Origin of the sequence: Streptacidiphilus sp. MAP12-20, assembly GCF_041262525.1 — a bacterium.
GTDB lineage: Bacteria > Actinomycetota > Actinomycetes > Streptomycetales > Streptomycetaceae > Streptacidiphilus.
This window is the reverse complement of sequence record NZ_JBGCCK010000001.1, coordinates 418,005-440,031: the sequence shown is the minus strand read 5'-3', so window position 1 is coordinate 440,031 and position 22,027 is coordinate 418,005. Positions and strand designations below refer to the sequence as shown.

Sequence of the window (22,027 nt, the reverse complement as noted above, 5' to 3'; positions counted from 1 at the left end):
CTCGCGACAGCCTGGCGGAGGCGCCTGGACGGTGCGATCATCCACTGACCGTTCCCGATCCACGACGACGGTCGGACCCCGACCGGGCAGGGGAGTTGGACGTGCCAAGCACCGAACTGAGCCGCAGCTACGACATCGCGGCGGGGCCCGCTGCCGTGCTCGCGCATCTGGCGGAGCCCGAGAACTACATCGGCCTCTCCCCGCTGCTCGTGGACGTGCGGGACGTGCGGTGCGAGGGCGGTATCACGCACTACGTGGCCGTCGAACGCTTCCAGTTCCTCGGGCTGGTCCGGCACGACAATGTCATCCAGGTCAGCCTGCGCACCGAGGACGCCCGGCTGCCGGGCGAGGCGATGGTCAGCGGCAAGGTGGTCAGTCCTGGCGGCGTGCGGATGGACTACTGCTTCGCCATCACCGCCCTGGGCGACGGCGGCTCCCTGGTGGTCGACACCCTGCGTCTCCACACGCCGTTCGGCCTGCTCCGCTATGCCGCCGGGAAGGCCGGAGCGGTGCAGGCCGAGCGCGGCCGGGTGTTGGCCCAGCGGCTCGGCGGCGGCAGCTGAGGCGGAGCCCGCGGCCAGCAGCGAAGGCAAAGGGTGTTGCCGGCGGTGGGTTCTCCGGGCCGGATGCGCTGGTCCCTGGGGATGAAGCAGCGCCGACGCTCCGACCGGAAGCGCCGTTGAGACTGTGAACGACGAAGGCCCGGACCGCTGAACGGTCCGGGCCTTCGCCTGCCCTGGTGGGCGGGTGCGGAGGATACGAGATTCGAACTCGTGAGGGGGTTGCCGCCAACACGCTTTCCAACTGCTCGCCTGGGTGTCCCGTGGCGTTCGTCAGCGCCCCGACCTGTGATGCGACTGGCGGACGCCCGCCCAGACATCTGTGAACGCAAGCGAATGCAACTACCGGCGCTCCCCTACATGAGGTCCGGTCTGCGCTGTTTCGGCCGGGCGGCAACCGCCAGCGGCGAGGCCGTCCAGGACGTACAGGCTCTACTTGCTGTAGTGGTAGCGGCAGGCGATGACGCACACGGTGTCGGCTTGCTCGTCGAGGACGCAGATCAGGCGGTGCTCCTGGTCGATCCGGCGGGACCAGGCCCCAGCGAGCTCATGGCGCAAGGGCTCGGGCTTGCCAATGCCCTCTTTGCCGTTGCGGCGGATGTCGTCGATCAGCTGGTTGATGCGCTTGAGCAGTCGGCGGTCGTCCGCCTGCCAGGACAAGTAGTCGCTCCAGCCGCGCTCGGTGAACCGGACCTTCACTCGGACTGCTCGGTGAGGCCGTCGGGGTCGATCAGCTCGCGGGTCTGAGCGCGGCCTTCCTGGTATTCCTGCAGGGAGCGGCGCAGGTGATCGGCATTGGCCGGGGATCGAAGCAGGTAGTCGGTCTCTCGGAGCGAGGCGTACTCAGCCAGGGAGACGACGACCAGCGGTTCGTGGCCGGCACGGGTGATGACGAGTTCTTCGGCGTCGTTCTCGACGGCATCAAGCGCGGCGGCGAGGTTGCCGCGGAGCTCGGTCGCACTCATCGTCTTCATGCCGTACATAATAACGTACATAAGCAAGGTGGGTCAGGTAATCGCAGGTACGGCTGACAATCCGCGCGGCGAGCCGTCAGTTGGTTCAAGTCGGCGAGGCCTTCACCATCGACCTTGAAGCGGGGCAAGTCACTGCCCGAAAACCGGGATCGACGTCATGCTCGACCACGGCCGGAGGCGTTCCGGTCAAGGTCATCAGCCACACTGGGCCTCCCCGGCTACCGCGGCTGACGACACGTTGCTCTGTGACGAGTCGGTTGGTAACGAGGAGCTAAGAATTCCGGAGCCATCGGGTCGGTTGCAGTCGATCTGACGGCTTTGGTCTTTGTGCGCAGCAGTAGCATCACGTGCGCCTTCTGTTCGGATGATCGAAGGCACGCCCGTGAAGGGGGAACTGTGCCACGCGCACGTCTTGTTTCCGTCCCCGTCGTCCTGGCCCTCGCCGTGGCGATGACAACCACCGCCCGCGCGGACAGTTCGACGGCCGGCACGCTCTATGTGAACCACGACGCAAGCTGCAGCGACACGGCCGCCGCCGCTGGCAGTGCGTCGCTGCCCTACTGCACACTTCAAGCCGCGGTGAACGCCGCGCAGCCCGGGCAGACCGTCAAGCTGACCGGCCCCACCGGAGAGAGTTTCTACGGGCCCCTCGTGCTCACGCACTCGGGCGCCCCGGGCGCCCCGATCACCATCGACGGATCGGGCGACTACCTGTACCCCGTGTCGAAGGGCGCGCCGCTGACCCTGCGCGACGTCCACGACATCACCGTGGAGAACCTGCAGCTCCAGGCCAGCTCTGGGGCCGACCTGGTCGATGTCGTGGGCTCGCAGGACATCGTGCTCGACCGGCTCCAGTCCGTGGACCTGGCCTCCCCAGCCGTAGTGAACGGCGTCAACATCGACGGCGGCTCGTCGTCCGTTACGGTGTCACGCACCCAGATCCAGGGGATGCTCAGCGGCAGCGACGTGCTCGTCCAGGCCGGTGCTCAGCACGTCACGGTGACGACCAACTACCTCCGCGACTACTCATCAGCGCCGGGAGCACTGATCCACGTCTCGGGGGCATCCGGGGTCGCGGTCACCGGCAACTCCCTGAACTCGCCCCTCAAGGCCCCGGCCATCGCGGTCGACGGAGCCGTTTCGGCGACCACCGTGGAGAACAACGTCGGCTTCGCCTCCCAGGCCCCAGCACTCTCCGTCTCTGCTGCCGCCGCACCGCAGGTTTCGGACGGCTACAACACCTTCAAGGAGTACGAGGCAGGTACGGACGCCTACTCCTGGGGAGGCACGGACTACTCGACCAGCGCGGGGCTCGCCACTGCCACCGGACAGGGTGCTCACGACATCGTCATGGCTCCCGGAACCGGCTTTCCCGCGGGTACAGGCGTCGTCGACGCGGCGGACTCGTCCGCCCCCGGCGAGCTCAGCACCGACCTGTACGGCCACTCGCGGGTGCCCGACCCCAGCTTCCCGCATCTGGGTGCCGGCCCGTACAACTTCTACGACCGGGGTGCGTGGGAGGTCGAGGACACCATCGGATACTCCGCTCCGACCAGCCCCCAGGTCACCACGGTCGGCACCTCGGTGGACGGCCAGGCCGTGCCGGTGCCCACTTCGGCCTGGCACGAGCAGCTGACCGCGACGGTGGATTTCGGCGACGGAAGCGCCCTGCAGTCGGCCCCTGTCGGCGCAGCCCTCCCGCATGCCTACACGCAGCCCGGCACCTACCTGACCACGACCGTCATCACCAACACCGGCGGGTACTCGGTGAGTTACAGCCGGGACGTGCAGGTGCTGAGCGACACGGTCGAGCAGCCCGTGCTGAGCGCAAAGCCCCTGCGCACGGGCGGGTACTCCCCCGGCACCATGGATTTCTCCATCTCCGTTACGCCGGGCGAAATCTACCGCAGTCTGACGCTGGACCACGGCGACGGCGTGGTCGGCGATTGGGGCATGTGGCAGGACGCCACCTACGCCTACCCGCACTCCGGCGTCTACCCGGTCAAGCTGACCGCAGTCGACGTGCTCGGCCGGACCGAGACCGCGGAGGCGACCGCAGTCGCCGGCGCCGACTTCGTTCCCCTGAGCGGCGGTCCCCAGCGCGTCTACGACAGCCGCACCGCCGGACACATCGCCATCCCCGCCCACGGCACGCTCCGGCTCGCTCTGGCGCACCCGCAGGACGGCAATGAGGCGCTGGTGCTCAACCTCACCGCCACCGACACCCGGGCCGCCGGCTTCGTCACCGCCTACCCGGACGGCACATCCGCGCCGACCGCGTCGAACCTCAACTTCAGCGCCGGGCAGACCATCGCGAACCAGGCGACGGTGCGCACCGGCGCCAACGGGTACGTCGACTTCTCCAACGGCAGCTCCGGACCGATCGACCTGGTCGTGGACGAGATCGGCTCCCAGTCGATGACGGTCGACGGCACCGAGTACCAGCCGGCAGCTCCCACCCGCATCCTCGACACCCGGACCTCGGCCCACCAGGTCCCGGGACACGGCACGGTCACCGTCCAACTCCCGGCGTCGCTGCGGCCCGCGGGCGGCGGGCCGGACACGCTCGAGGTCAACGTCACCGCAGCGCGCGAGCACGGTCCGGGCTTCGCCACCGTCTACACCACCGGCGGCTCCCGTCCCGTCTCGTCCAACCTCAACTGGTCGGTCGGAACGCCGGCGGCCAACCTGGCCACGGTGACGGCTGACTCGCAGGGCCGCGTCACGCTCTACAACGGAAGCGCAGGGCCGGCGGACTTCGTGGTCGACTTCCTCGGCCTCTACCAGCCGACGAGCGCCACGGGCCCGACGACAGGGTTCGTCACCGCGGCTCCGACCCGGGCGCTGGACACCCGTTACGGGATCGGCGCACCCGCCGGACAGCTGGCGCCGCACCAGCAGCTCCAGCTCTGCCTTCCGGTTCGGGCCGGAGCCTCCGCCGCGGCGCTCAACCTGACGGTGACCGGCAGCAGCCAGGCCGGCTGGTTGTCCACCTACCCGGCCGGGACCGCACGCCCCGGCACGTCCAGCATCAACTGGGGCCCGGGGGAGACCATCGCGAACATGACCCAGACGCCGGTCGGCGCGGGCGGCTGCGTGGACCTCTACAACGGCGGCGGTGCCGCGGTCTCGGTGATCGCGGACCTGTCCGGCTACCAGTACACGCAGCCGTAGGCCGGCGAGGACACCTGGACGGGACGGTAGGACAGCAGGGCGCCGCGGAGTCAGTTTCCGCGGCGCCCTTCGTCGTTCATGGCACGTGCGATCCTGGCCCTGGCGAGTCGCATGCACACCGGCTTTAGGAGGCTCCGTCTAGGTAACCTAGGCCGACCTGGGCTCCTGCTACCTGCCAGAACACTCGCGCTTCTCCCCGCCAGTCCCCGCTCCATCCCGGCCTGTCTGGCGCGGAAGTGGCGTGCCACGGGTTCCGCCTAGAGATCCACGCGCCTGTCGGAGTCGTCGCTATAGACGACATACAGGGTGCAGGCCGGAAGGGCACTGCGCGCAACTCAGTGTCCAGGGCGGCGAAGCCAGCCCGTCGCGAACGGCGATCTGGGCGCTACGTGGATGCCCGCTCCAGGCCCGCCTGGGGGGAGGAAGTGGCCCAGAAGATCGCCGCCGCCATCTGGGGCCCCTCAGAAAATCCCGCTGTGGACAAAGACCAGGACAACGAGGATTGAGAACACGTCGAAGGCCCCGACCGCAGAACGGTCGGGGCCTTCGTCTGCCCTGGTGGGCGGGTGCGGAGGATACGAGATTCGAACTCGTGAAGGGTTGCCCCCAACACGCTTTCCAACTGTTCGCCCGGGGGTCCGGGCGGGTTCGTCAGCGTCCTGACCTGCGGCGCGAGGGCCGACGCCAGAACCCTTGGACGCCCCCGAACGGGGATGTAGGCAACCCAAACTGCAACCCTCCGGCCGGTCAGTCAGCGCGCGCCCATCGCTTGATCACGACCGGCAAAACGTCGGGGACCCCAAGCCCGACTACGTCGCCGACCGGGACGACCTGCCCAGGTGGCAGCAGGAGACCGACTCCGACATCTTCGAGCAGCTCGAGCACGCCGCCTGAGCAACGTCCGGTCCGATCGGCGGGGACTTCAGAAGTGCCGATGCTGCGGCTTTGAGCGTGGCAAGCCAGCTCTGCTGGTCAACGGGCAGCGTGTAGTAGAGGCAGCACAGACAGGGCGGGGATCAGCGCAACAAGCACTCGCTCCTCCTCGGTCGCGACCGGCGCTTCCTCCCATTCACCCCGGACCAGCACCGTGAGCGTAAGGTCCTCGTCGATCAGCCTCATCGCCAGCCGACGCAGCGCGTACCGCTGCGCCAGCTCGGGTGCGGGCAGTTCGATGCCGACTTCGGCAAGCGCCTGCTCGAACAGGTCCCGGATCTCGTTGGTGTCCGCGTTGCGGGGCAGGCCGGCAAGTTCGCACAGGGCCGGGGTGTCCATTCCGGCTGCGATCGCCTCGGCGGCGATCATCGGCAGGTCCTCCGGCTGCCCCTCGCCGGCCCGGTAACGCCATGCGGTCTCCGCTAGCGGCCCACACGCCCGTCGTGGGCGGCTGTCCGGAGCTGGGTCCATGGTGTTTCCTACAGGCTGGTCGTGTTGGTCCCGGTGTGGGACCACGGCGACTTCAGGTCGGCCTGGGCGCCCACGGTTCGCGCTCGTATCAGACCTTCTTGACGACGATGTGACTCGGCACCAGCTTCTCCAAGTCATCGGTGTCAGAGGTGAACACAGTGACCTGCCCACGCTGCTGTCGCGCCACCACCGCGAGCATCGCGTCGATCGCGTACTTGTGCCCGTGCAGTCCGGCATCCGCGAGGATCCGGCGCGCTTGCCGGGCCTCGTCCTTGCCCAACTCCGCCACATTCACGCGGGACAGCACCCAGTCCCAACGCTGCTCCGTGGTCCTCGCGTCATACGCCTCCACAAGAGTCATGGGAGACGTCACGATCTCGGCCTCACCTCGGGCCGCGAGGTCCAGTCGGGCCATCATCATGCGGTCGCCCCTCACCGCGAGCGACAGTGCCTCACTGTCCAGGACGAACACACGCAGCGGACGGGACTCCTCCCCGCGCTTCCTCACGCAGCCGCTCCGCCGCGCTTGCGCCCGGCCGCGCGTCGGCGCTCGTGCTCCGAATCGAGGTCATCCAACTCCTCGTAAGCCGAAGCACGCTCGTCCACCGTGACCGCGCCGTGCTCCTCCTCCAACCACACGACAAGCTCCTGGAGCCGATCACGGTCACGCTTGAACCGGAGCGCCTCAGCGACATAGGCGGAGAGCCCACGCTCGGCAGCATCCGCGCGGATCTCGTCCAGCAACTCCTCAGGGATGGTGACTGTCACCTTCTTAGATGCCATACAAGCCACCATACTCGCCATAGCCAGCGCCAACAATGGGGCATCGAGACTTCAGATGGGACTACGAACGCAGAAGGCCCGCACTGATCTCTCAGTGCGGGCCTTCTATCTGCGGAGGATACGAGATTCGAACTCGCGAGGGGTTGCCCCCAACACGCTTTCCAACTGTTCGCCCGGGGGTCCGGACGGGTTCGCCACCGTCCTGACCTGCGACGTATCCACTCGGAGGCTACCCTTCGGACCCCGCTGAGCGGAGACGAATGCAGCTGAAAGTGCCACTGGCTCAGCGCCCGTCTGCCCTGGCCTGAGCTGCGCTCTTATCGGCCTCCCGGCCGATCCGGCGGTGCCGCGCCCGCTACGCTCCGACTGCTGGAGCAGAGGTTCATTGCCCTCCGCTCCATTGATCGGCTTCCTACTGCGCGGACTGCCGGCGGGGGCTCCTCCGGCCCCCACCCCCGCCGGTCAAGAGGAGCGGGCCTTGCCGAAGTACATGAGCTCCCACAGGGCGTCGTCACTGTGGCTCTCCACGAGTTCATCGCCCCGATACCGTTCGACGCGCAGCTCGCCCGCGAAGCGCAGGTAAGCGCCGTCGAAGCCGATGAGTTTGGCTGCGGCCTTCTTGGGGCCCTTGAGGTCGTCGATGAACTTGACGGCGGTCAGGTCTGAGTGGCGGGTGTAGGTGACGACGTACCGCTCGTCGCCGTCGGTGTAGGTGTAGCGGGTGACGCCGGCGACGGGCTTGCCGGTCTCGGCGTCGGTGTAGCGGCCCAGTTGCTCGAAGGCGACCTTGGTGGCGTCGTCGGCGATCAGTTCGCCGTCGCGGGCCAGCATGAAGATCGGGACTTCGGCGTAGCCGTAGGCCTTCTGGGCCGTGATGTACGAGGCGATCACCGAGTACGGTCCGGCCGCGCCGCGCGCCCAGTACCAGTGGTGCATGAGTTTGAGCATCGAGGCGTTGCCCCAGTTGTGGTCGTGGTAGCCGATGCCCGTGGTCGTGGTGGCGTGGCCGTCGACGCTGTAGGTGGCCTCGACCTTGCCCTGCGGCACGGACGGCAGCCAGGCGAAGTACTGCTCGCCCTGCTCGCCGAAGACCACGTGTCCGGTCTCGGGGCGCCAGGCGGGGACCTGCCCGGTCAGGGTGATGTCGACCGCGACGCCTTCCACCTCCGCGCGAATGGTGTACGTGTGCAGGTCTCCGGTGAAGACGTTGGCACCGATCCGGACGTCGCAGGTCTGCTTGGAGGCGGAGAACGTGGTCGGGTCCGGGTGGACGAACCGCTCCAGCTGTGTGCCGTCGGGCAGGGTCAGGTCGATCCGGATCGCGGGCGCAAGAGGGACGTTGATGTCCGTGAACTCCTTGGTGAAGAAGACCACGACCAGCTTGGCGCCGTCGTCCAGGTGTGCGTCGAAGTACCACCACTCGTAGGTACCGGCCGAGCCGTCGGTGCGCAGGCCGTCCTCCCAGGGCTTGGTGGCGTGGGGTTCGATGCCGAGCTTTGCGTAGACCTCCGGCGCGTCGGCCATCCGGGCGGGGGCGGTGTGGTTCCGGGACATGGTTGCGCTCCTCCTCGGGGCGTCGCAGCGGGGCTCGCCAGCAACGATTTAATTACCAGGTGTCTATTTACCCTCGCTACTAGGATGCGTCTTATGTCCGGTTCGCGCAAGCCGGAGTCCGAGGCTTGGCGTAGCCTAATGACCATCTGGACATTTACGGATCAGGAGGTCGCCGCCATGGCCGATGCCTCGCCTTCGCGGGGACGGGGGCGCCCGCGCGCGGGCGAGGAGCTCGACACCGGCCGACTGCTGCAGGCCGCCCTGGAGGCGTTCGCCGAAAAGGGCTACGACGGCATGTCGGTGCGCGAGCTGGCCCGGGGACTCGGCATCAGCCATGCCCTGCTGACCGCGCGCTACGGATCCAAGGAGGGACTCTGGTTCGCCGCGATGGAGCACGCGGCCACCGGATCGGTGCGCATCTGGCAGCAGGCCACGAACACGCCGGAACTCGACGACCTCGAAGCGCTGCGCCAGGGCATCGTCCGGCAGGTCGTGTTCGCGGCGGCCTACCCCCAACTGCACCGCATCATGAGCCACGAAGGAGCCGTCGACAGCCCCCGGGTCCGCTTCGTCGTCGACCGCTTCATCAACCCGCTGCGCCCGCTGGTCGAGCAGCTCCTGGACCGACTGGTCGCAGCCGGCCGCATCCGCCCGCTGCCCTACGCCACCCTCCACTACCTGGTCGTCAGCGGCGGCGGTGCTCTGTTCGCCAGCCCCGTCGAAGCGCGCCTCCTCGGCGCCCCCGACACCTTCGACGAGGATGCGATCCATCGCCACGCCGAAGCCGTGGCAGGCGTCATCATCAACGGAATCCGAAACTCCCAAGGCGAACAGCAAGCCACCGCCTGACGCGCAGGCTCGGTACGCAGCGAGGACCAGGCGGCCAGCGGCGCCCGAGAATTCCCCTCACAAGGGGGGACCACGGGTCGAACTAGCGGTACATTGGTACCGCTAGTTAACTGCACATCCGTACCGATAGATGCCAGGAGGGACGATGTCCAAGGTGGCCGACGGACGACTGGCACGCGGCGAAGCCCGCAGGGCGCTGCTGCTGGACGCGGCCGTGCACATCGTCGGCGAGCAGGGCGCAGGTGCGCTCACACACCGCTCCGTCGCCGCGCGCGCCACCGTGTCTCTCGCATCCGTCACCTACCACTACCCGTCGATCGACGACCTGCGCCGTGCGACGTTCGAGCACGCCGGCTCACGCATCGGGCTGGAGTTCCGCGCGCTCATCAGCCACAGCGAGGCGCAGCCCGACGCCCTGCCGGAGCTGTGCGGGGACTTCACCGCGCATCTGGTCGCCGATCGGCGCACCGACGCGATCGCCGTCTTCGAGATGATCATCGCTACCGGACACGATCCGGAACTCGGGCCGGTCAAGGGCCTCCTGGACCAGCGGCTCGCCCGCCTCCTGGAGCCCTACCTCGGCTCGACGGGCGCGGCGCTGACCGTGACGGCCTCGATGCAGGGCCTCGTCCTGACCGCCCTCACCCCCGACCCGGCCCGTGATCCGCAGTGGCTGCGCGACGCGGTGACCGATCTCATCCGCCGCTACCGCACCACTCCTGCCCTCGGAGACTCCTGATGGACCTGTTCCTCACCGCCGTCAGCGGCCTGGCCTGGACGATCGTCTACGTCAGCGCGATCCGCATCGGGTTCCGCCACCGGACCTACGCGATACCCATGGCCGCACTGGGCCTCAATTTCGCCTGGGAGACCACCTACGCGGTGCACGACCTGCTCGGCGGCATGTCGCCGCAGACCGTGGTCAATCTCATCTGGGCGTTGGCGGACCTGGTCATCGTCTACACCTTCTTCGCCTTCGGCCGTGCGGAGTTCCCACGCTTCGTGACCCGGTCCCTGTTCACCGCCTGGGGTGTGCTGCTGTTCGCCACGTCCTTCGCGGTCCAGTGGCTGTTCATCGAGCAGTTCGGCACGGACGCGGGCGCCCGCTACTCGGCCTTCCTGCAGAACCTGCTGATGTCGGGCCTGTTCATCGCGATGCTGATCGCACGTCAGAGCCTGCGCGGGCAGACCCTCACCATCGCCGTGGCGAAATGGCTCGGCACCCTGGCACCCACCATCTCCATCGGCGTGCTCGGCCACTCCGCCTTCATCGTCGGCATCGGCGCCCTGTGCAGCGTCTTCGACCTCCTCTACATCGGCCTCGTACTCCGACTGAAGACCCACCCCGACGCCCTCGCCACCGTGGACGCACCCACACAGGAAACCTGGCCCAAGACGGCATCCCAGCCAGCCGTCACGACCTGACCCGCGCGTCCCGGCGACGCCGAACGCGGCGAGTTCGAATACCGCCGCCACGGCACCGCGTCCAAGTCGCAGCGCTGGACGTCCACACCGGCCGAGTCCTCGTGGAGGACATCGCCCGCAACGACTCGGCCACCTTCATCCGGTTCCTTCGGTTACTGGACCGCGCCATCGACCGCGCCCTGAACATTCACCTGGACGTGGACAACGGTGCCTCGCACACGTCCAAGGCCACTCGGACATGGCTGGCCGCGCACCCCCGCTTCGTGGCCCACCACACGCCCAAGCACGCCTCCTGGCTCAACCAGGTCGAGCTCTACTTTTCGATCCTGGCCCGCCGCCTGCTACGACGCGGCGAATTCAGCTCCCGACAGGACCTCATCGACCAGATCCGGGAGTTCACCCTCGCCTACGACAACGAAGCCCGTCCCTTCCGCTGGACCTACGACGGAACCCCACCCAAGGCCGCATGACCCTCGCAGGACCTACGCGGGGCTGCACTAGAACTGCAACTACGGAACGACGAAGGCCCCGACCGCAGAACGGTCGGGGCCCTCGTCTGCCCTGGTGGGCGGGTGCGGAGGATACGAGATTCGAACTCGTGAGGGGTTGCCCCCAACACGCTTTCCAACTGTTCGTCCGGACATCCGGGCGGGTTCGCCACCGTCCTGACCTGCGGCGCAGCTGCCTGGAGGCTGTCCTTCGAACCCCGCTGAACGCAGGCGAATGCAACTGAAAGTGCAACTGGCCGAGTGCTTGAGAAGCGGTCTCTGACCTGCGGCGTCATCGACCTCGTCCCGAACCCGGCAACTGCCGGGAAGGCCGATGCCAGTAACCTGCCCGCCATGAACGGTGAGCTCGCCCAGTACTTCGCCCTGGCCACGCACGGCAGCGCCTGGCTGCAAGAGTCCGGCGGCCGAACGGCACCGGCGCTGGACCAGAGCAACAGCACGTTCCAGTTCGCCCGGACCGTGACCTTCGCCGAGGTTCCCGGTACCGGCACCTGGCTCAAGAAGCTGGCCGCTCGCGGAGTCGACCGCATTTGGCTCGCCGCTCCTGGTCAGCCATCCAACGGGGGAAAGGCCCTTGAGGCGCATGTCGCAGCCGCCTTCGCGGGTGGGCTGCAAGCAGGGTTGCTCACCACCGGCCCCAAGGGTAACCAGCTCTGGCGGGCCTCCTGGAAGGCCGGCGACCCTGCGGCAGCAGACCGTCGCGTCTGGGACATCGACTACCACTGCGACGAGGTCACGTTCACCCCCGACCCGTTCCGCATCCCCGTGGCTGACGCAAAGGGTGCCCTGGACTCAGCGCTGGAGGCCGTAGCCCAGTTCTCACAGTTGTACGAGCTCCGTCCGTGGGATTCCGTCTTCGCCAAGGCACGAGCTCTGCTCGGCGCCGACACATTCGAAGACCTCTATCACCAGGATCTCTTCCCAGAGGGACGGTACGACCTTGCCAGCCGGCAGCTCGCCGCAGCGGCCCAGTCCTCCTGGGTGTTCGGCGGCATGGGGTCATGGAACGATCTCGGGTTCGCCGACGCCGAAATCCACACGGAGTACGAGCGGCTCTCCCGCGAGCTCTTCGCAGCGGTGACCCAGGGCTGCATAGCAGCAGCCAACGTTCCGCTCACGGGGGAGGAGACCCGTCCGAAACATCGCTCCTGGCTCCGGAGGCGCCTCTCGGGCGGCTGACTTCGTGATCACCTCGCACGCCCGGCAAAGCTGATAATGACCTGAGCCTCAGCTCCCTGGCGTTTCAGCGGGTCGGCTGCCATCACTTGATCACGACCGGCGCAGTGTGAAGCGCGGGCCAGATCTGCAGGCGGACCTGCTCGACGGCTTCCGGCTCGTCGGCGCCTTCCTCACCCGGCTTGCGGACATTAGCCAGGTTCGTGCGCGAGGCGCGGACGGTCCAGGGCACACGAATATTCCGACTGACAGCCGCCTCTTGACCAGGCATGCTCTGGGACATGACCGACCCCGGACCGATCACGACGTCAGCCCTGACCATCACACGGATCCTGGGCGACTCCCCCTTCGCACCGATCGGCCGGCCGACTGCCGTGGCGCGCAGCACGCGGCACAACGCCGTGGTCGTGGGTGGCGACCTCGGGGCGATGCAATGGTCGGGACGACTGCTGAACGGCCACGCCCGCCAGTACCGCATCGGGGTCTTCTCTCTCGACAGCCTGCGCTGCCGGACGGTCACGTCGTCCCGCTGGCCGGTGAGCGTCGTGGCGATCCATCCCAGTCTTCCCTTGGCAGCCGTGGGGACCGGTCAGTACGACGGCGGATACTCCTTCGAGGGCGAATTGCTGCTCGTGGACCTCACCACGGGCCGCTCCGCCTCCGTCCTGCAGCACGGGCGTGAGATCCGATCCCTGGACTGGAGCAGCACAAGCACCCTCTCCGTCATCGCCTCTCCGTTCGACGACTGGGAGGACGACGAGGCCCACACCCACGGCTATGCCTTCAGCCTCGCGTGCGACGACTGGACGACGGTGCCGGACCGGGCCTTCACCACGCAACAGCAGGTCGGCCCGCGCGTGCCGTGCACCCGCCCCGATGACGGAGCGATGGCCGAGCAGTCGTTGGCGGAGATCTGCCGGGCTCACGGGCTCTCCTGGGCGCCGCGTCGCCAGGTGTGGGCGGTGGAGTCGCACGGCGACGGAAGGGTGCTCGCCGCTCTGGACGGTGTCGCGGCCGAGTCGTGGCTGCCCGATGGAGAGCAAGCCTGGTCGATACCCGACGGTGTCGGAGGCCGCCAGCTCCACCTCGCATCCGATGGGCGATCGGCCTGGGTCACGGTGCCTGGCAGATACGTCCGGACCGAGCGCGGATGGCACGACCTCCCCACCCGCGTCGATCGCCTGTCCTTGGAGGACGGGCGAGTACTGGAGACCCTGGACACGGACGGCCCCGCGGTGGTGACCGCGAACCGAGACGGCAGACTCGGCCTGCGTGACACCCGTCGTATGATCCCGACCGGACACCCTGAACCGGCGACCCGGCTGATCAGCTCCGACGACCCCCATGAGGAACTCGGCCGGGTGAGGCTCAGCGGCTACGACGCTGTCAACCACTACCTCGCGGTCCGTCGCAGCCCCGCTCTGCTGTTCCTCGCCGGCGCCGGCCCACATCACCACCTCGACAAGGCAGTCACGACCGTCGATCTACCGGACGACGGAAGCGAGCCGACCGTGCGCGCACTGTTCCCGTTGGAATGGGACACGGAGCGCAACGGCCACCTCTTCGGCGGCCCCGGCGCTTGGCTCAACGACGACCTCGGCAGCTCCGTCGTGCATGCGGGCACCGTGCACAACGGCGCGGGGCTGCTGCCGGGCAACGCCTTCGTCGTGCGCCGCTCGCTGCCCGGTGGCGAGCCAAACTGGGTGTTCGCCGCCGACGACGCCCCCACCGCTCTCGACACGGACGGCGCAACCGTTTACGTGGCCTTCGCCAACGGTGAACTCATCGCGCTGGACGCCCACACGGGAGAGGTTCGATGGCGCTACCGCATCAAGGTCGACGGTGTGGACGGCGTGGCCCTGTCCCTGGCTCTCTCGGACACCGGCACCATCCTGCTCGGCACCTGGGACGGGAGAATCCTGGAATGCACGGTCCTGGGCTGAGGCTCCCAGCCACACGGTTCCCAAAGCTGTCGACCGTTGGCCCGCAACCTCTACACCACTTCCCCGGACGCAACCGCCGAAGCCCCTGACGCCAGTGCAGGTCCAGTGGAATGCTTTGGATCTTCAGACCGTCAGTGCAGGAGGGACGCTCGTGGCGACTGCCGTACTTGTTCCGAGTCTTCAGGGGAGCGTTGATCGGTTCGCCCGGTCCTTGATCGTGCCTTCCAGGCTCTTGGCTCTGCACCCCAGGAAGCAAGGTCACGCAGGCAACGCGGCGGCTCTGGCGCCAGCCATCGCACAAGGCGTTCTCTCAGCATTCGAGGGCTTCGCCGAAGACTTCTTTGCCACCGTGCTGTACCTCCAAGGTCAGAGCTTCGCTCAGATCGCGAAGAAGATGAACCTTACGAACCCCGACGTCACGGACATCGAAGGCGTCGTCGGCCGTGAATTCCCCCAGCTGAAGCCCGCATTCGGCCAACAGTTCACGCTCAAGGTCTGGGCACCCCCAGTCATTGGCAAGACGTTCTGGACTGAACGAGACATCAACTGGGATGACGCCAAATCGGACGCTCAAGCCTGGATGCAGGTTCGTCATTGCCTCGCGCACGGCCTGGCGAGTGGCTGGAGCAGCGAGACGTGGCCCGGCCCGGTCAAGGCGAACGTTCGCCCGGCGACATCAGTCCTCCGCCCCATGAAGAACGGGAAGCACTCACTCGCTCTGCACGGAGCCATCACATGCGCTCGCATCTATCGGGCCGGGGCAGAGCATCTCGCGGAGATCACAGCCAACCACCTGGGCCAGCAGCTGAACTGGTCATCCGTCCCCGAGTTCGCGCTCCACGCAGCCCCAACCCCGTAGTGGGATTCCACGACGCTCGGTACCCCCGCAGCACCTGGAGCAGGTGATCATTAAACCCGCGACTGCTCAAGGGGGGTTCGCCTGCCCTGGCAGGCGCGCCTTCAACTCGACGGAGCCCAGATCGGCTCGTCCGGCCAGTCCAGCAGATCACGCATATCCCGGTCAACACCTGATAGTGCGTGCAGCAGGAAAGCCACGAAGCGCATGTTGTATCGGCGCCAGTCGAGCGAGCCGCGAAACCAGACCACGACTGGCCACTCCATCGGGTCAGGGTCGCTGGTCAGCCAGAAGAACTGGTCTCCCTGCCAGGTGCCGCCCCAGTGAATCACTCCACCCGGCTCTGGCCAGAACGGATACGGGTTGGCCTCGGGGTCATGCTCCCGCATCTTCTTGAACGCAGGAGCGAAGTCGTGGGTGGACCAGAGGAAGTTCCGGAACCCCGTCTCGTCCGGCGGGGACCCGTGGAAGGGCCGCGGCGCACTCACGCAGAGGTAACCGCGCACCTCGCCGGGACCGAATGTGTCGACGAACTCGCGGTAGTCCGCGGGGAAGTCGACACCGCACACCTCACGCGACCGCTCCCACGGCACGGACAGGCCACTCGGTTCGGTCGACATGCCCGCCAACTCGGCGAACCGCATCACATCCCTGCGCACGACCACACCTCACATTTCAATGGAGTTCCTGCAGTGTTCGATCGGATCCCCGCCCGAAGCGACCGCGAGGCAAAGCCCGTCGCAGGTCAGGTCAGTGACCGCCCCTACGAGCGCTCAGCCAGCTCGCCTGATGTGATCCGCCCTGGAAGCTCTTCACATCACGCGTTGCGTCGGGGGCGACTCGCCGGGCAAGCGTCCGGGGACATGTAGGGCGACGAGCACGGTTCCGGATCCACCGGACAGTCCTCAGGGGACATCACCCGCTCGCACCACCTGCAGGCCAATTCAGCTCTGGCGCCCAGCTCGTTGAGGCGCCTGGCAGCCTGTTCTGCCCGCTCGAACTGTCAACGGTCATTGAGATGCCCAGGTGGGCGGTCTTCGGGTGTCCAGGCTGGTGGCCATCAGAAATCCATGCCTGTGGCCAGTGGTGCTCCTGGGGGTGGGGGTCAGTTCAAGGGGACCACTCCCTTGCCGGCGAGGGCTTCGGCGAGGCGGTGCGAGTCGCCGGAGGTCTGGACCAGGTGAGCGTGGTGCATGAGCCGGTCGGTGCTGGCCCCGGCGAGGGTCTTGGGCATGATCGTGTCGAACCCGGACGGGTGGATGTTGCTGGTCACCGCGATCGAGCGGCGCTCGTAGGCCGCGTCGATGATCCGGTAGAACGCCTCGGCGGCGTCCTCGCCGACCGGCAATAGGCCAATATCATCAACGACGATGAGGTCGGCCCGGCAGATCCGGGCGACGGTTCGAGCGGTCGACCCGTCGACCTTCGACTTGCCGATCGCGGCGGCCAGGGTCTCCAGGGTGAACCACGACACCCGCAGGTCTTTCTCGATCGCGGCCTGGGCCAGCCCCTCGGTGAAGTGCGACTTTCCGGTCCCCGACGGGCCGGCGATCACCAGATTCTCTGCCCGGCCGATCCACTCCAGGGTGACCAGGGAGTTCTGGGTCGGCTCGGGGATGGTCGAGTCCTCGGCCCGCCAGGACGCGAGGGTCTTGCCGGTCGGGAAGTTCGCCGCGTGCCGGCGAAGGCGGCGGGTGGCCGCATCGCGGCCGATGACCTCCTCGGAGATCAGCAGCCGCAGCACCTCGGCGGGATCCCAGCGTTGCGCGCGGGCGGTGGCCAGGACGTCGGGTGCGGCCTTGCGCATGTAGGGCAGGCGCATCCGGCGCATCAGCTTGTCGAGTTCCTCGGGGATAGCCGGCGGGTGGGGAAAGCTCATGATGAACGTGCCGTTCTCGTGCGTTGACGTGCGGTCAGAATCGGTGCCGGGGCGGGGGCGGCTCAATGGCCCAGGGCCTGCCAGCCGATCGTGCCGTTCTGGACGGAGTGGGCCTCGTCCGCGCGGACGACCTGCGCGGCGGGCTTGTTGGCGGCGATGTGCTCCAGGATGGAGACCAGGTCGTCCTCGGCGAAGCGCCCGGCCGCGGCCGCGAGCCCGAGGGCCTGGTCGACCCGGTCGGTGCCCAGGACGGTGGCGAGTTCGACGGCGTGGGCCATCTTCGCGCGGATCCGGGCCGCCCCGGCGGGGCCGGCCTCCTTGAGCCAGCGGCCGGCGCCGGGGCCGATGCCCACGAACGCGATCTCCGCCTCCGAGCGGGGCTGGAGCCTCGGCTGGTGAACGCCGCGGCCGTCGGGGTGGTCGGGGTAGTGGGCGTCGATGATCTGCGGGACGCCGGGCGTGGACAGCTGGTGCCGCCAGATCTCGGCCAGGTCGCCGGACGGGGTGCGGGCGGTGATCGACAGCTCGTCGCCGACGACCCGGCACCAGACCCGGGCGCCGGTGTAGCCGGGCGGCGTCGAGTAGCGGACCGCGTTGAAGCTGACCGTGCGGTCCGAGCCGACCACCCGCTCCTCGCCCAGCGCGAGCGCCATCGGCTCGATCGGCAGGACGTGCAGCGTGGTCCGTTCGACGTCCAGGCGGTCGGATGGGATCTGCCCGGTCGCGCGGTGCCGGCGCGTGTTCACGCTGTCGCACCAGCTTCGGCAGGCGTCCGCGAGCTCGGCGAAGGAGTCGTAGGCGGGCAGCAGGTTCGCCGTGGTCGGGACCAGGTCGGCCTTTGCGATCCGGACCGTGGCCTCCGCCCCGCCCTTGGACTCGGGGTCGTAGGGAACGCAACTGACGACCTGACAGCCATAGTGCCGGCCCGCGGCGACCATCTGCGGATGCCGGACCGGGATCCCGGCGATGTGCTCGACCGTGACGGTCTTCGCGTTGTCGGTCAGCACGTAGGTCGGAGCCCCGCCGATCCGCCGCAGCGTGGTGTCCAGGCAGGCCACCAACGTCCCCAGGGTGCAGTCCCAGACCGGGATCACCACCCGGAACCGCGACCAGGACAGCCACGCGCAGAACAGCCAGGTCCGACGCCCGCCGATCTTCGGCCCCTCGCCCCAGTCGAACTGCAACCAGCGGCCCGGCTCGGGGATCCACGGCCGGTAGGTCCGCCGTTTGCCCGCCCTCCACGCGGTCTTCGCCGCGTTCACCGCCCGCCGAGTCGAGCGCGCGCTGCCCTGGAAGCCCATCTTCACGAGCTTGTCGTGGACCACGTCCGCGCGGATCGACGCCTTCGACTGCTCGACCCACTCCTCGATCTTCTCCAGGAAGCCGTCGATCATCTTCGGCCGGGGCTCGCGCTCGAACGGGTTCCGGCCGCTGGCACGGGCCTCGACATACCGCTTGACCGTCTTCGGGTCGTGCCCCGTGAGCGCGGCCGCCGACCAGACCGTCTCGGTCAGGTCATACGCCTCGAATATCTCCATGATCTCTCTGTCAGACTTCGTCACAGGACCTCTTCGACCAGTTCGCTGATGCTTCGCAAACACCAGCAAACCGGACGAAGGGGTCTCCTTCAGATAAGGAAGCGATCAGGAACACCGCAGGCCGGACGGCCATCCACCTGGATTTCTGGTGGCCATCAGCCGGGACTCAACTGGCCGCACACCTGGACTTTGCCACGGCCGCCGACACTCGAACCATGTCTCAGCGATCAGAGTGGTGGGCGCGGCATCGAGCAACTGCTTGCTCCGCCAGGCGCTCAGACAAGTCATGGTCCGAACCGCCTGAACCAAAGCGAGGCCGCTATCCCCACTCGTCGTCAACAACACGCCGAACGGCGGCTCCTCCATCGTTCCCCCAACAGTTGAGTAGTGACTCCGACCCGAAGCCAGGGACAGCCTCTCAGGCCACAGAAGCGCGCTTCGGATCCGTGGGCTCGATCTCGCGTTCCTCGAAGAGTTGCTCCAACGCTTCATGGCCGTGCTCGCGGCGATAGGCGAGTTCAGCGGCCGTCACCGGGAGGGCCCAGAGGATGCGGGCATGTCCGTCTGGGAGCGGGCAGTGTTCCAGCTCCGGGTCGTGGAGATAGGGCAGGCTGATGAGCAGATGGTCGCAAGACGAACCAGGCATCCACGGCTCGCCGATGGGCATGCTGTGCTCAATATCGAGATGGTGTCCGGCGTGGTAGTACGCGATCTTCGCGAGCAGATCGACGAAACTCACGTCGCCGGCCGGAGCGGTCAGGGCGAACTCAACTCCGTGCCCGTGCTTCTCGACCGCAGACCAGCACCCGGCGGTGACATATGTCCAGGCGTTGCAGCGAGGACCCGGACTGGCCGCGATGATGCGCAGCCCCGGGACGGCTTCCCGACGACCCAGCCCCAAGTCGTAGTCGTGGGCCTGAACCTGTTCGTGACCAGCAAAGAAGTCCCGCACGTGAGACTCGACGCCCGCGATGGCCTGCTGCCTGCGCTTCGCTATGAACATGGCCGGGATGATCTCAGGTGCTGTCCTGGGCGTCGACGCCGACCCATCACCCAGCCCAGGTCAACGGCACGAGCACAAAGCGACAGTTCAGAGAAGGTGCTACAAGTCGCTATCGACCTTCGGCCGATCCGGCAGTGCCGCGCCTGCTCCACCTCATTGCTGAGGTCAATTGCCCTCCGCAAGCGCGTATGGCTTCCAGCCGCGCGGTTCCCCGGCGGGGGCTCCTCCGGCGCCCGCCCCCGCCGGTCGTGTTGCTTCATTGCTGAGCGACGCACGACTCAGATGAGGTACGCAGCGAGGCGCTCTGCGAGTTCCTCCGGTGTGCTGATTTCGATGCCCAGCTCCTGGGCTTTGGCGAGCTTGCTGCCTGCGTTCTCTCCGGCGACGACGAGGTGGGTGCGGGCGGAGACGCTGGAGGAAGCGCGGCCCCCGGCCCTGGTGATCAACTCGGTCATCTCGGTGCGGGATCGGTCCGCGAGTGGTCCAGTCATCCCTCCGGTGACGACCACGGTCTTCCCTGTCAGCGGCAGTTCGCTGTCCTTGCTCTCCCCCTCGGCCTCGGCGTCCGCCGGAGCCGGCGGGACGAAGCCGGGCTGCTCCATGTTCACGCCGGCCGCGACGAGCTTGTCGACCAGCGGAGCGAGCTCGGCCAGCTCCGCCACGATCACCGGGGCCTTCTCGCTGCCGATCCCGTCCACCTCCTCCAGCGCGACGGCGTCGGCGTCGCGAATGGCCTGCATGGAGCCGAAGTACGCCGCGATGCGCAGCGACATGGAACGGCCGGTGCCGAGGACGCCAAGGGCGCAGAAGACGCGGTTGAGCGGCTTGGTCTTGGCGGTCTCGATGGCGGCCATCAGGTTGTCGGCGCTCTTGTCGCCCATGCGGTCCAGGGTCAGCAGCTGCTCCCGGGTGATGGTGAACAGGTCGGCGAAGTCCTCGATCAACTCCTTGTCGACAAGTTGGACCACGATCTTCTCGCCGAGGCCGTCGATGTCGAGCGCGTCGCGGGAGACGGCGTAGCGGATGGCCTCGACCTGGCCGCAGGCGCGTCCGCGCTCGCAGCGCCAGCGCTCCTGGCTGCGGTCGATCCCGGCACCGCAACGCGGGCAGACCTCGGGGAAGGCGATCGGTTGCTCGTCGCCGGTACGCAGGCTGGCCACGGCACCTTCGACACGGGGGATGACTTCACCGGCGCGATAGACGGTGACGTGGTCTCCGAGCATCAGGCCGCGACGGGCGATGTCGGCCGGGTTGTGCAGGGTCGCGTAGGTGATGGTGGTGCCGGCAACGTCGACCGGGTCCAGAACGGCGCGCGGGGCGATCACGCCGGTGCGGCCCACGCTCCACTCCACGGCGCGCAGCACGGTGATCTTCTGGGCGGCCGGGAACTTGAACGCCGTGGCCCAGTGCGGCGTCCGCGAGCCCATCCCGGCCCGCTCCTGGTCAGCGGGGTTGTCGGCCTTGATCACGGCCCCGTCCAGCTCGAAGTCGAGCTCCGCACGCAGGGCGCCGATCTCCCGCACCCGGCCCATGACCTGCTCCAGAGTGGTGCAGGCCACGGTGGCGACTGGGGTGTCGGCGGTGGTTCCGAGCCCAAGGGCGGCCAGCCGGGCGATGAGCTGGGTGTGGGTGAGCTCGGCGAGGGCCGGGTCGGTGGTGTGCTCGGGGTCAGCCAGGGCGGCGTAGGCGAGGAAGGTCTGCTCGATTCGGTAGGCCCGGTCCTTGGCCCGCAGGGAGCCGGAGGAGGCGTTGCGTCGGTTGGCGAAGGCAGTGGCCCCGTGCGCGGTCCGCTGCTCGTTCGCGGCCTCGAACTGAGCCTCTGTCATCAGGACCTCACCCCGGACCTCGATCGTGACCGGTTCGGTCAGCCGCGCGGGAAGGCCGGTGATGTCGTCGATGGCGTGGGAGACGTCCTCCCCCGTCGTTCCGTCGCCGCGGGTGACCAATTGCACCAGTCGGCCCTCGCGGTATCGGGCGGCCAGGGCCACGCCGTCGAGCTTGGGCTCCACGGCCCAGCCGGCGACCGCCTCGCCGCCCAGTCGCCGCTGCAGCGACGCGGCCCATGCCGTCAGTTCTTCGTCCGAGAAGACGTTGCCCAGGCTGAGCATCGGCACGGTGTGCGCGACGTCGCCCGTAGTCACACCCGCGGCGACCTGCTGGGACGGCGAGTCGGCCGCGATCTGCCCGGGGTGGTCGGCCTCCCACGCGGTGATGCCACGCAGCAGCCGGTCGTAGGTGTCGTCATCCAGCTCCGACTCACCGGAGCCGTAGTAGGCGTCGGCGGCCTTGCGCGCCTGCGCGACGGCTTCAAGGTAGGCGACCTCATCAGCAAGGTCGACAGCGGGCGCAGCTGCGGAAGGCTTCGTCATGCCGCTCATTCTGGTGACCGACACTGACACG

The 22,027-nt window shown here is 68.0% G+C and carries 21 protein-coding genes; 9 read left to right on the top strand and 12 right to left on the bottom strand.

Annotated features, from left to right (window positions below):
* The first annotated feature begins 101 nt into the window (after positions 1–101).
* Entirely contained in the window at positions 102–563 is a 462-nt protein-coding gene (locus ABIA32_RS01975; RefSeq protein WP_370091917.1) for an SRPBCC family protein, read from the top strand.
* Positions 564–992: 429 nt separating this feature from the next.
* Here ABIA32_RS01975 and ABIA32_RS01970 read toward each other — a convergent pair whose 3' ends face one another.
* Both ABIA32_RS01970 and ABIA32_RS01965 read right to left on the bottom strand, forming a co-directional pair.
* The gene (locus ABIA32_RS01970) at positions 993–1,259 is read right to left on the bottom strand and encodes a Txe/YoeB family addiction module toxin (protein WP_370091916.1); all 267 of its coding nucleotides are present in this window, start codon (positions 1,257–1,259) and stop codon (positions 993–995) included.
* A complete protein-coding gene (locus tag ABIA32_RS01965; protein WP_370091915.1) occupies positions 1,256–1,543 on the bottom strand; it encodes a type II toxin-antitoxin system Phd/YefM family antitoxin in 288 nt (95 codons plus the stop codon). The genes ABIA32_RS01970 and ABIA32_RS01965 overlap by 4 nt, the downstream gene beginning before the upstream one ends.
* A 387-nt stretch (positions 1,544–1,930) precedes the next feature.
* Between ABIA32_RS01965 and ABIA32_RS01960 the strand changes: the two genes are divergently transcribed.
* On the top strand, positions 1,931–4,708 hold the full coding sequence (locus tag ABIA32_RS01960; protein ID WP_370091913.1) for a hypothetical protein: 2,778 nt from the start codon (positions 1,931–1,933) through the stop codon (positions 4,706–4,708).
* Between the two features lie 972 nt (positions 4,709–5,680).
* Here ABIA32_RS01960 and ABIA32_RS01955 read toward each other — a convergent pair.
* From ABIA32_RS01955 to ABIA32_RS01940, 4 genes are all read right to left on the bottom strand, one after another.
* Entirely contained in the window at positions 5,681–6,010 is a 330-nt protein-coding gene (locus ABIA32_RS01955) for a hypothetical protein (RefSeq protein WP_370091912.1), read from the bottom strand.
* Between the two features lie 190 nt (positions 6,011–6,200).
* Positions 6,201–6,620: a PIN domain-containing protein gene (locus ABIA32_RS01950; RefSeq protein ID WP_370091911.1), complete on the bottom strand. Its 420-nt coding sequence runs from the start codon at positions 6,618–6,620 to the stop codon at positions 6,201–6,203.
* Entirely contained in the window at positions 6,617–6,895 is a 279-nt protein-coding gene (locus tag ABIA32_RS01945; RefSeq protein ID WP_370091910.1) for a CopG family transcriptional regulator, read from the bottom strand. The genes ABIA32_RS01950 and ABIA32_RS01945 overlap by 4 nt, the downstream gene beginning before the upstream one ends.
* 462 nt (positions 6,896–7,357) lie before the next feature.
* Positions 7,358–8,449 carry a lipocalin-like domain-containing protein gene (locus tag ABIA32_RS01940; protein WP_370091909.1) on the bottom strand — a complete coding sequence of 364 codons (1,092 nt, stop codon included), beginning with the start codon at positions 8,447–8,449 and terminating at the stop codon, positions 7,358–7,360.
* Between the two features lie 93 nt (positions 8,450–8,542).
* Between ABIA32_RS01940 and ABIA32_RS01935 the strand changes: the two genes are divergently transcribed.
* The 5 genes from ABIA32_RS01935 (at position 8,543) to ABIA32_RS01915 (ending at position 12,411) form a co-directional block, all read left to right on the top strand.
* Positions 8,543–9,298 carry a TetR/AcrR family transcriptional regulator gene (locus ABIA32_RS01935; protein WP_370091908.1) on the top strand — a complete coding sequence of 252 codons (756 nt, stop codon included), beginning with the start codon at positions 8,543–8,545 and terminating at the stop codon, positions 9,296–9,298.
* A 145-nt stretch (positions 9,299–9,443) separates the two neighbouring features.
* Positions 9,444–10,037 (top strand): TetR/AcrR family transcriptional regulator, encoded by a 594-nt coding sequence (locus ABIA32_RS01930; RefSeq protein WP_370091907.1) that lies wholly within the window; start codon positions 9,444–9,446, stop codon positions 10,035–10,037.
* On the top strand, positions 10,037–10,723 hold the full coding sequence (locus ABIA32_RS01925) for a hypothetical protein (RefSeq protein WP_370091906.1): 687 nt from the start codon (positions 10,037–10,039) through the stop codon (positions 10,721–10,723). The genes ABIA32_RS01930 and ABIA32_RS01925 overlap by 1 nt, the downstream gene beginning before the upstream one ends.
* A complete protein-coding gene (locus ABIA32_RS01920) occupies positions 10,684–11,193 on the top strand; it encodes a transposase (RefSeq protein ID WP_370091988.1) in 510 nt (169 codons plus the stop codon). Before ABIA32_RS01925 ends, ABIA32_RS01920 begins: the two co-directional genes overlap by 40 nt.
* 372 nt (positions 11,194–11,565) lie before the next feature.
* Positions 11,566–12,411: a hypothetical protein gene (locus ABIA32_RS01915; protein WP_370091905.1), complete on the top strand. Its 846-nt coding sequence runs from the start codon at positions 11,566–11,568 to the stop codon at positions 12,409–12,411.
* Positions 12,412–12,493: 82 nt separating this feature from the next.
* Here ABIA32_RS01915 and ABIA32_RS01910 read toward each other — a convergent pair whose 3' ends face one another.
* Complete coding sequence (locus ABIA32_RS01910; RefSeq protein ID WP_370091903.1) at positions 12,494–12,691, bottom strand: hypothetical protein; 198 nt, start codon at positions 12,689–12,691, stop codon at positions 12,494–12,496.
* On the opposite strand from ABIA32_RS01910, the gene ABIA32_RS01905 reads away from it, so the two are divergent.
* Together ABIA32_RS01905 and ABIA32_RS01900 are read left to right on the top strand one after the other, a co-directional pair.
* Positions 12,690–14,351: a hypothetical protein gene (locus ABIA32_RS01905; RefSeq protein ID WP_370091901.1), complete on the top strand. Its 1,662-nt coding sequence runs from the start codon at positions 12,690–12,692 to the stop codon at positions 14,349–14,351. The genes ABIA32_RS01910 and ABIA32_RS01905 overlap by 2 nt on opposite strands.
* 151 nt (positions 14,352–14,502) lie before the next feature.
* Positions 14,503–15,210, top strand: a complete 708-nt coding sequence (locus tag ABIA32_RS01900) for a hypothetical protein (RefSeq protein ID WP_370091900.1) — start codon at positions 14,503–14,505, stop codon at positions 15,208–15,210.
* A gap of 101 nt (positions 15,211–15,311) precedes the next feature.
* On the opposite strand, the gene ABIA32_RS01895 is transcribed toward ABIA32_RS01900, so the two are convergent.
* The 5 genes from ABIA32_RS01895 to ligA all read right to left on the bottom strand — a co-directional run bounded on the left by ABIA32_RS01895 (position 15,312) and on the right by ligA (position 22,005).
* Positions 15,312–15,872: a hypothetical protein gene (locus ABIA32_RS01895; protein ID WP_370091898.1), complete on the bottom strand. Its 561-nt coding sequence runs from the start codon at positions 15,870–15,872 to the stop codon at positions 15,312–15,314.
* 440 nt (positions 15,873–16,312) lie between these two features.
* Positions 16,313–17,086: an IS21-like element helper ATPase IstB gene (gene istB, locus ABIA32_RS01890; RefSeq protein WP_370091897.1), complete on the bottom strand. Its 774-nt coding sequence runs from the start codon at positions 17,084–17,086 to the stop codon at positions 16,313–16,315.
* 62 nt (positions 17,087–17,148) lie between these two features.
* The gene (gene istA / locus ABIA32_RS01885; protein ID WP_370091896.1) at positions 17,149–18,624 is read right to left on the bottom strand and encodes an IS21 family transposase; all 1,476 of its coding nucleotides are present in this window, start codon (positions 18,622–18,624) and stop codon (positions 17,149–17,151) included.
* A gap of 418 nt (positions 18,625–19,042) precedes the next feature.
* The gene (locus ABIA32_RS01880) at positions 19,043–19,627 is read right to left on the bottom strand and encodes a suppressor of fused domain protein (RefSeq protein ID WP_370091895.1); all 585 of its coding nucleotides are present in this window, start codon (positions 19,625–19,627) and stop codon (positions 19,043–19,045) included.
* Positions 19,628–19,905: 278 nt separating this feature from the next.
* Entirely contained in the window at positions 19,906–22,005 is a 2,100-nt protein-coding gene (ligA, locus tag ABIA32_RS01875; protein WP_370091894.1) for an NAD-dependent DNA ligase LigA, read from the bottom strand.
* Positions 22,006–22,027 lie beyond the last annotated feature (22 nt).

What these genes read in the sequence shown, in the direction of transcription:
- ABIA32_RS01880 (WP_370091895.1), bottom strand. Translation starts at nt 19,627, where the DNA reads ATGTTCATAGCGAAGCGCAGGCAGCAGGCCATCGCGGGCGTCGAGTCT.
- ABIA32_RS01910 (WP_370091903.1), bottom strand. Translation starts at nt 12,691, where the DNA reads ATGTCCCAGAGCATGCCTGGTCAAGAGGCGGCTGTCAGTCGGAATATT.
- ABIA32_RS01930 (WP_370091907.1), top strand. Translation starts at nt 9,444, where the DNA reads ATGTCCAAGGTGGCCGACGGACGACTGGCACGCGGCGAAGCCCGCAGG.
- ABIA32_RS01925 (WP_370091906.1), top strand. Translation starts at nt 10,037, where the DNA reads ATGGACCTGTTCCTCACCGCCGTCAGCGGCCTGGCCTGGACGATCGTC.
- ABIA32_RS01905 (WP_370091901.1), top strand. Translation starts at nt 12,690, where the DNA reads ATGACCGACCCCGGACCGATCACGACGTCAGCCCTGACCATCACACGG.
- ABIA32_RS01915 (WP_370091905.1), top strand. Translation starts at nt 11,566, where the DNA reads ATGAACGGTGAGCTCGCCCAGTACTTCGCCCTGGCCACGCACGGCAGC.
- ABIA32_RS01955 (WP_370091912.1), bottom strand. Translation starts at nt 6,010, where the DNA reads ATGATCGCCGCCGAGGCGATCGCAGCCGGAATGGACACCCCGGCCCTG.
- istA (WP_370091896.1), bottom strand. Translation starts at nt 18,624, where the DNA reads ATGGAGATATTCGAGGCGTATGACCTGACCGAGACGGTCTGGTCGGCG.
- ligA (WP_370091894.1), bottom strand. Translation starts at nt 22,005, where the DNA reads ATGAGCGGCATGACGAAGCCTTCCGCAGCTGCGCCCGCTGTCGACCTT.
- ABIA32_RS01940 (WP_370091909.1), bottom strand. Translation starts at nt 8,449, where the DNA reads ATGTCCCGGAACCACACCGCCCCCGCCCGGATGGCCGACGCGCCGGAG.
- ABIA32_RS01935 (WP_370091908.1), top strand. Translation starts at nt 8,543, where the DNA reads ATGTCCGGTTCGCGCAAGCCGGAGTCCGAGGCTTGGCGTAGCCTAATG.
- istB (WP_370091897.1), bottom strand. Translation starts at nt 17,086, where the DNA reads ATGAGCTTTCCCCACCCGCCGGCTATCCCCGAGGAACTCGACAAGCTG.
- ABIA32_RS01965 (WP_370091915.1), bottom strand. Translation starts at nt 1,543, where the DNA reads ATGTACGGCATGAAGACGATGAGTGCGACCGAGCTCCGCGGCAACCTC.
- ABIA32_RS01945 (WP_370091910.1), bottom strand. Translation starts at nt 6,895, where the DNA reads ATGGCATCTAAGAAGGTGACAGTCACCATCCCTGAGGAGTTGCTGGAC.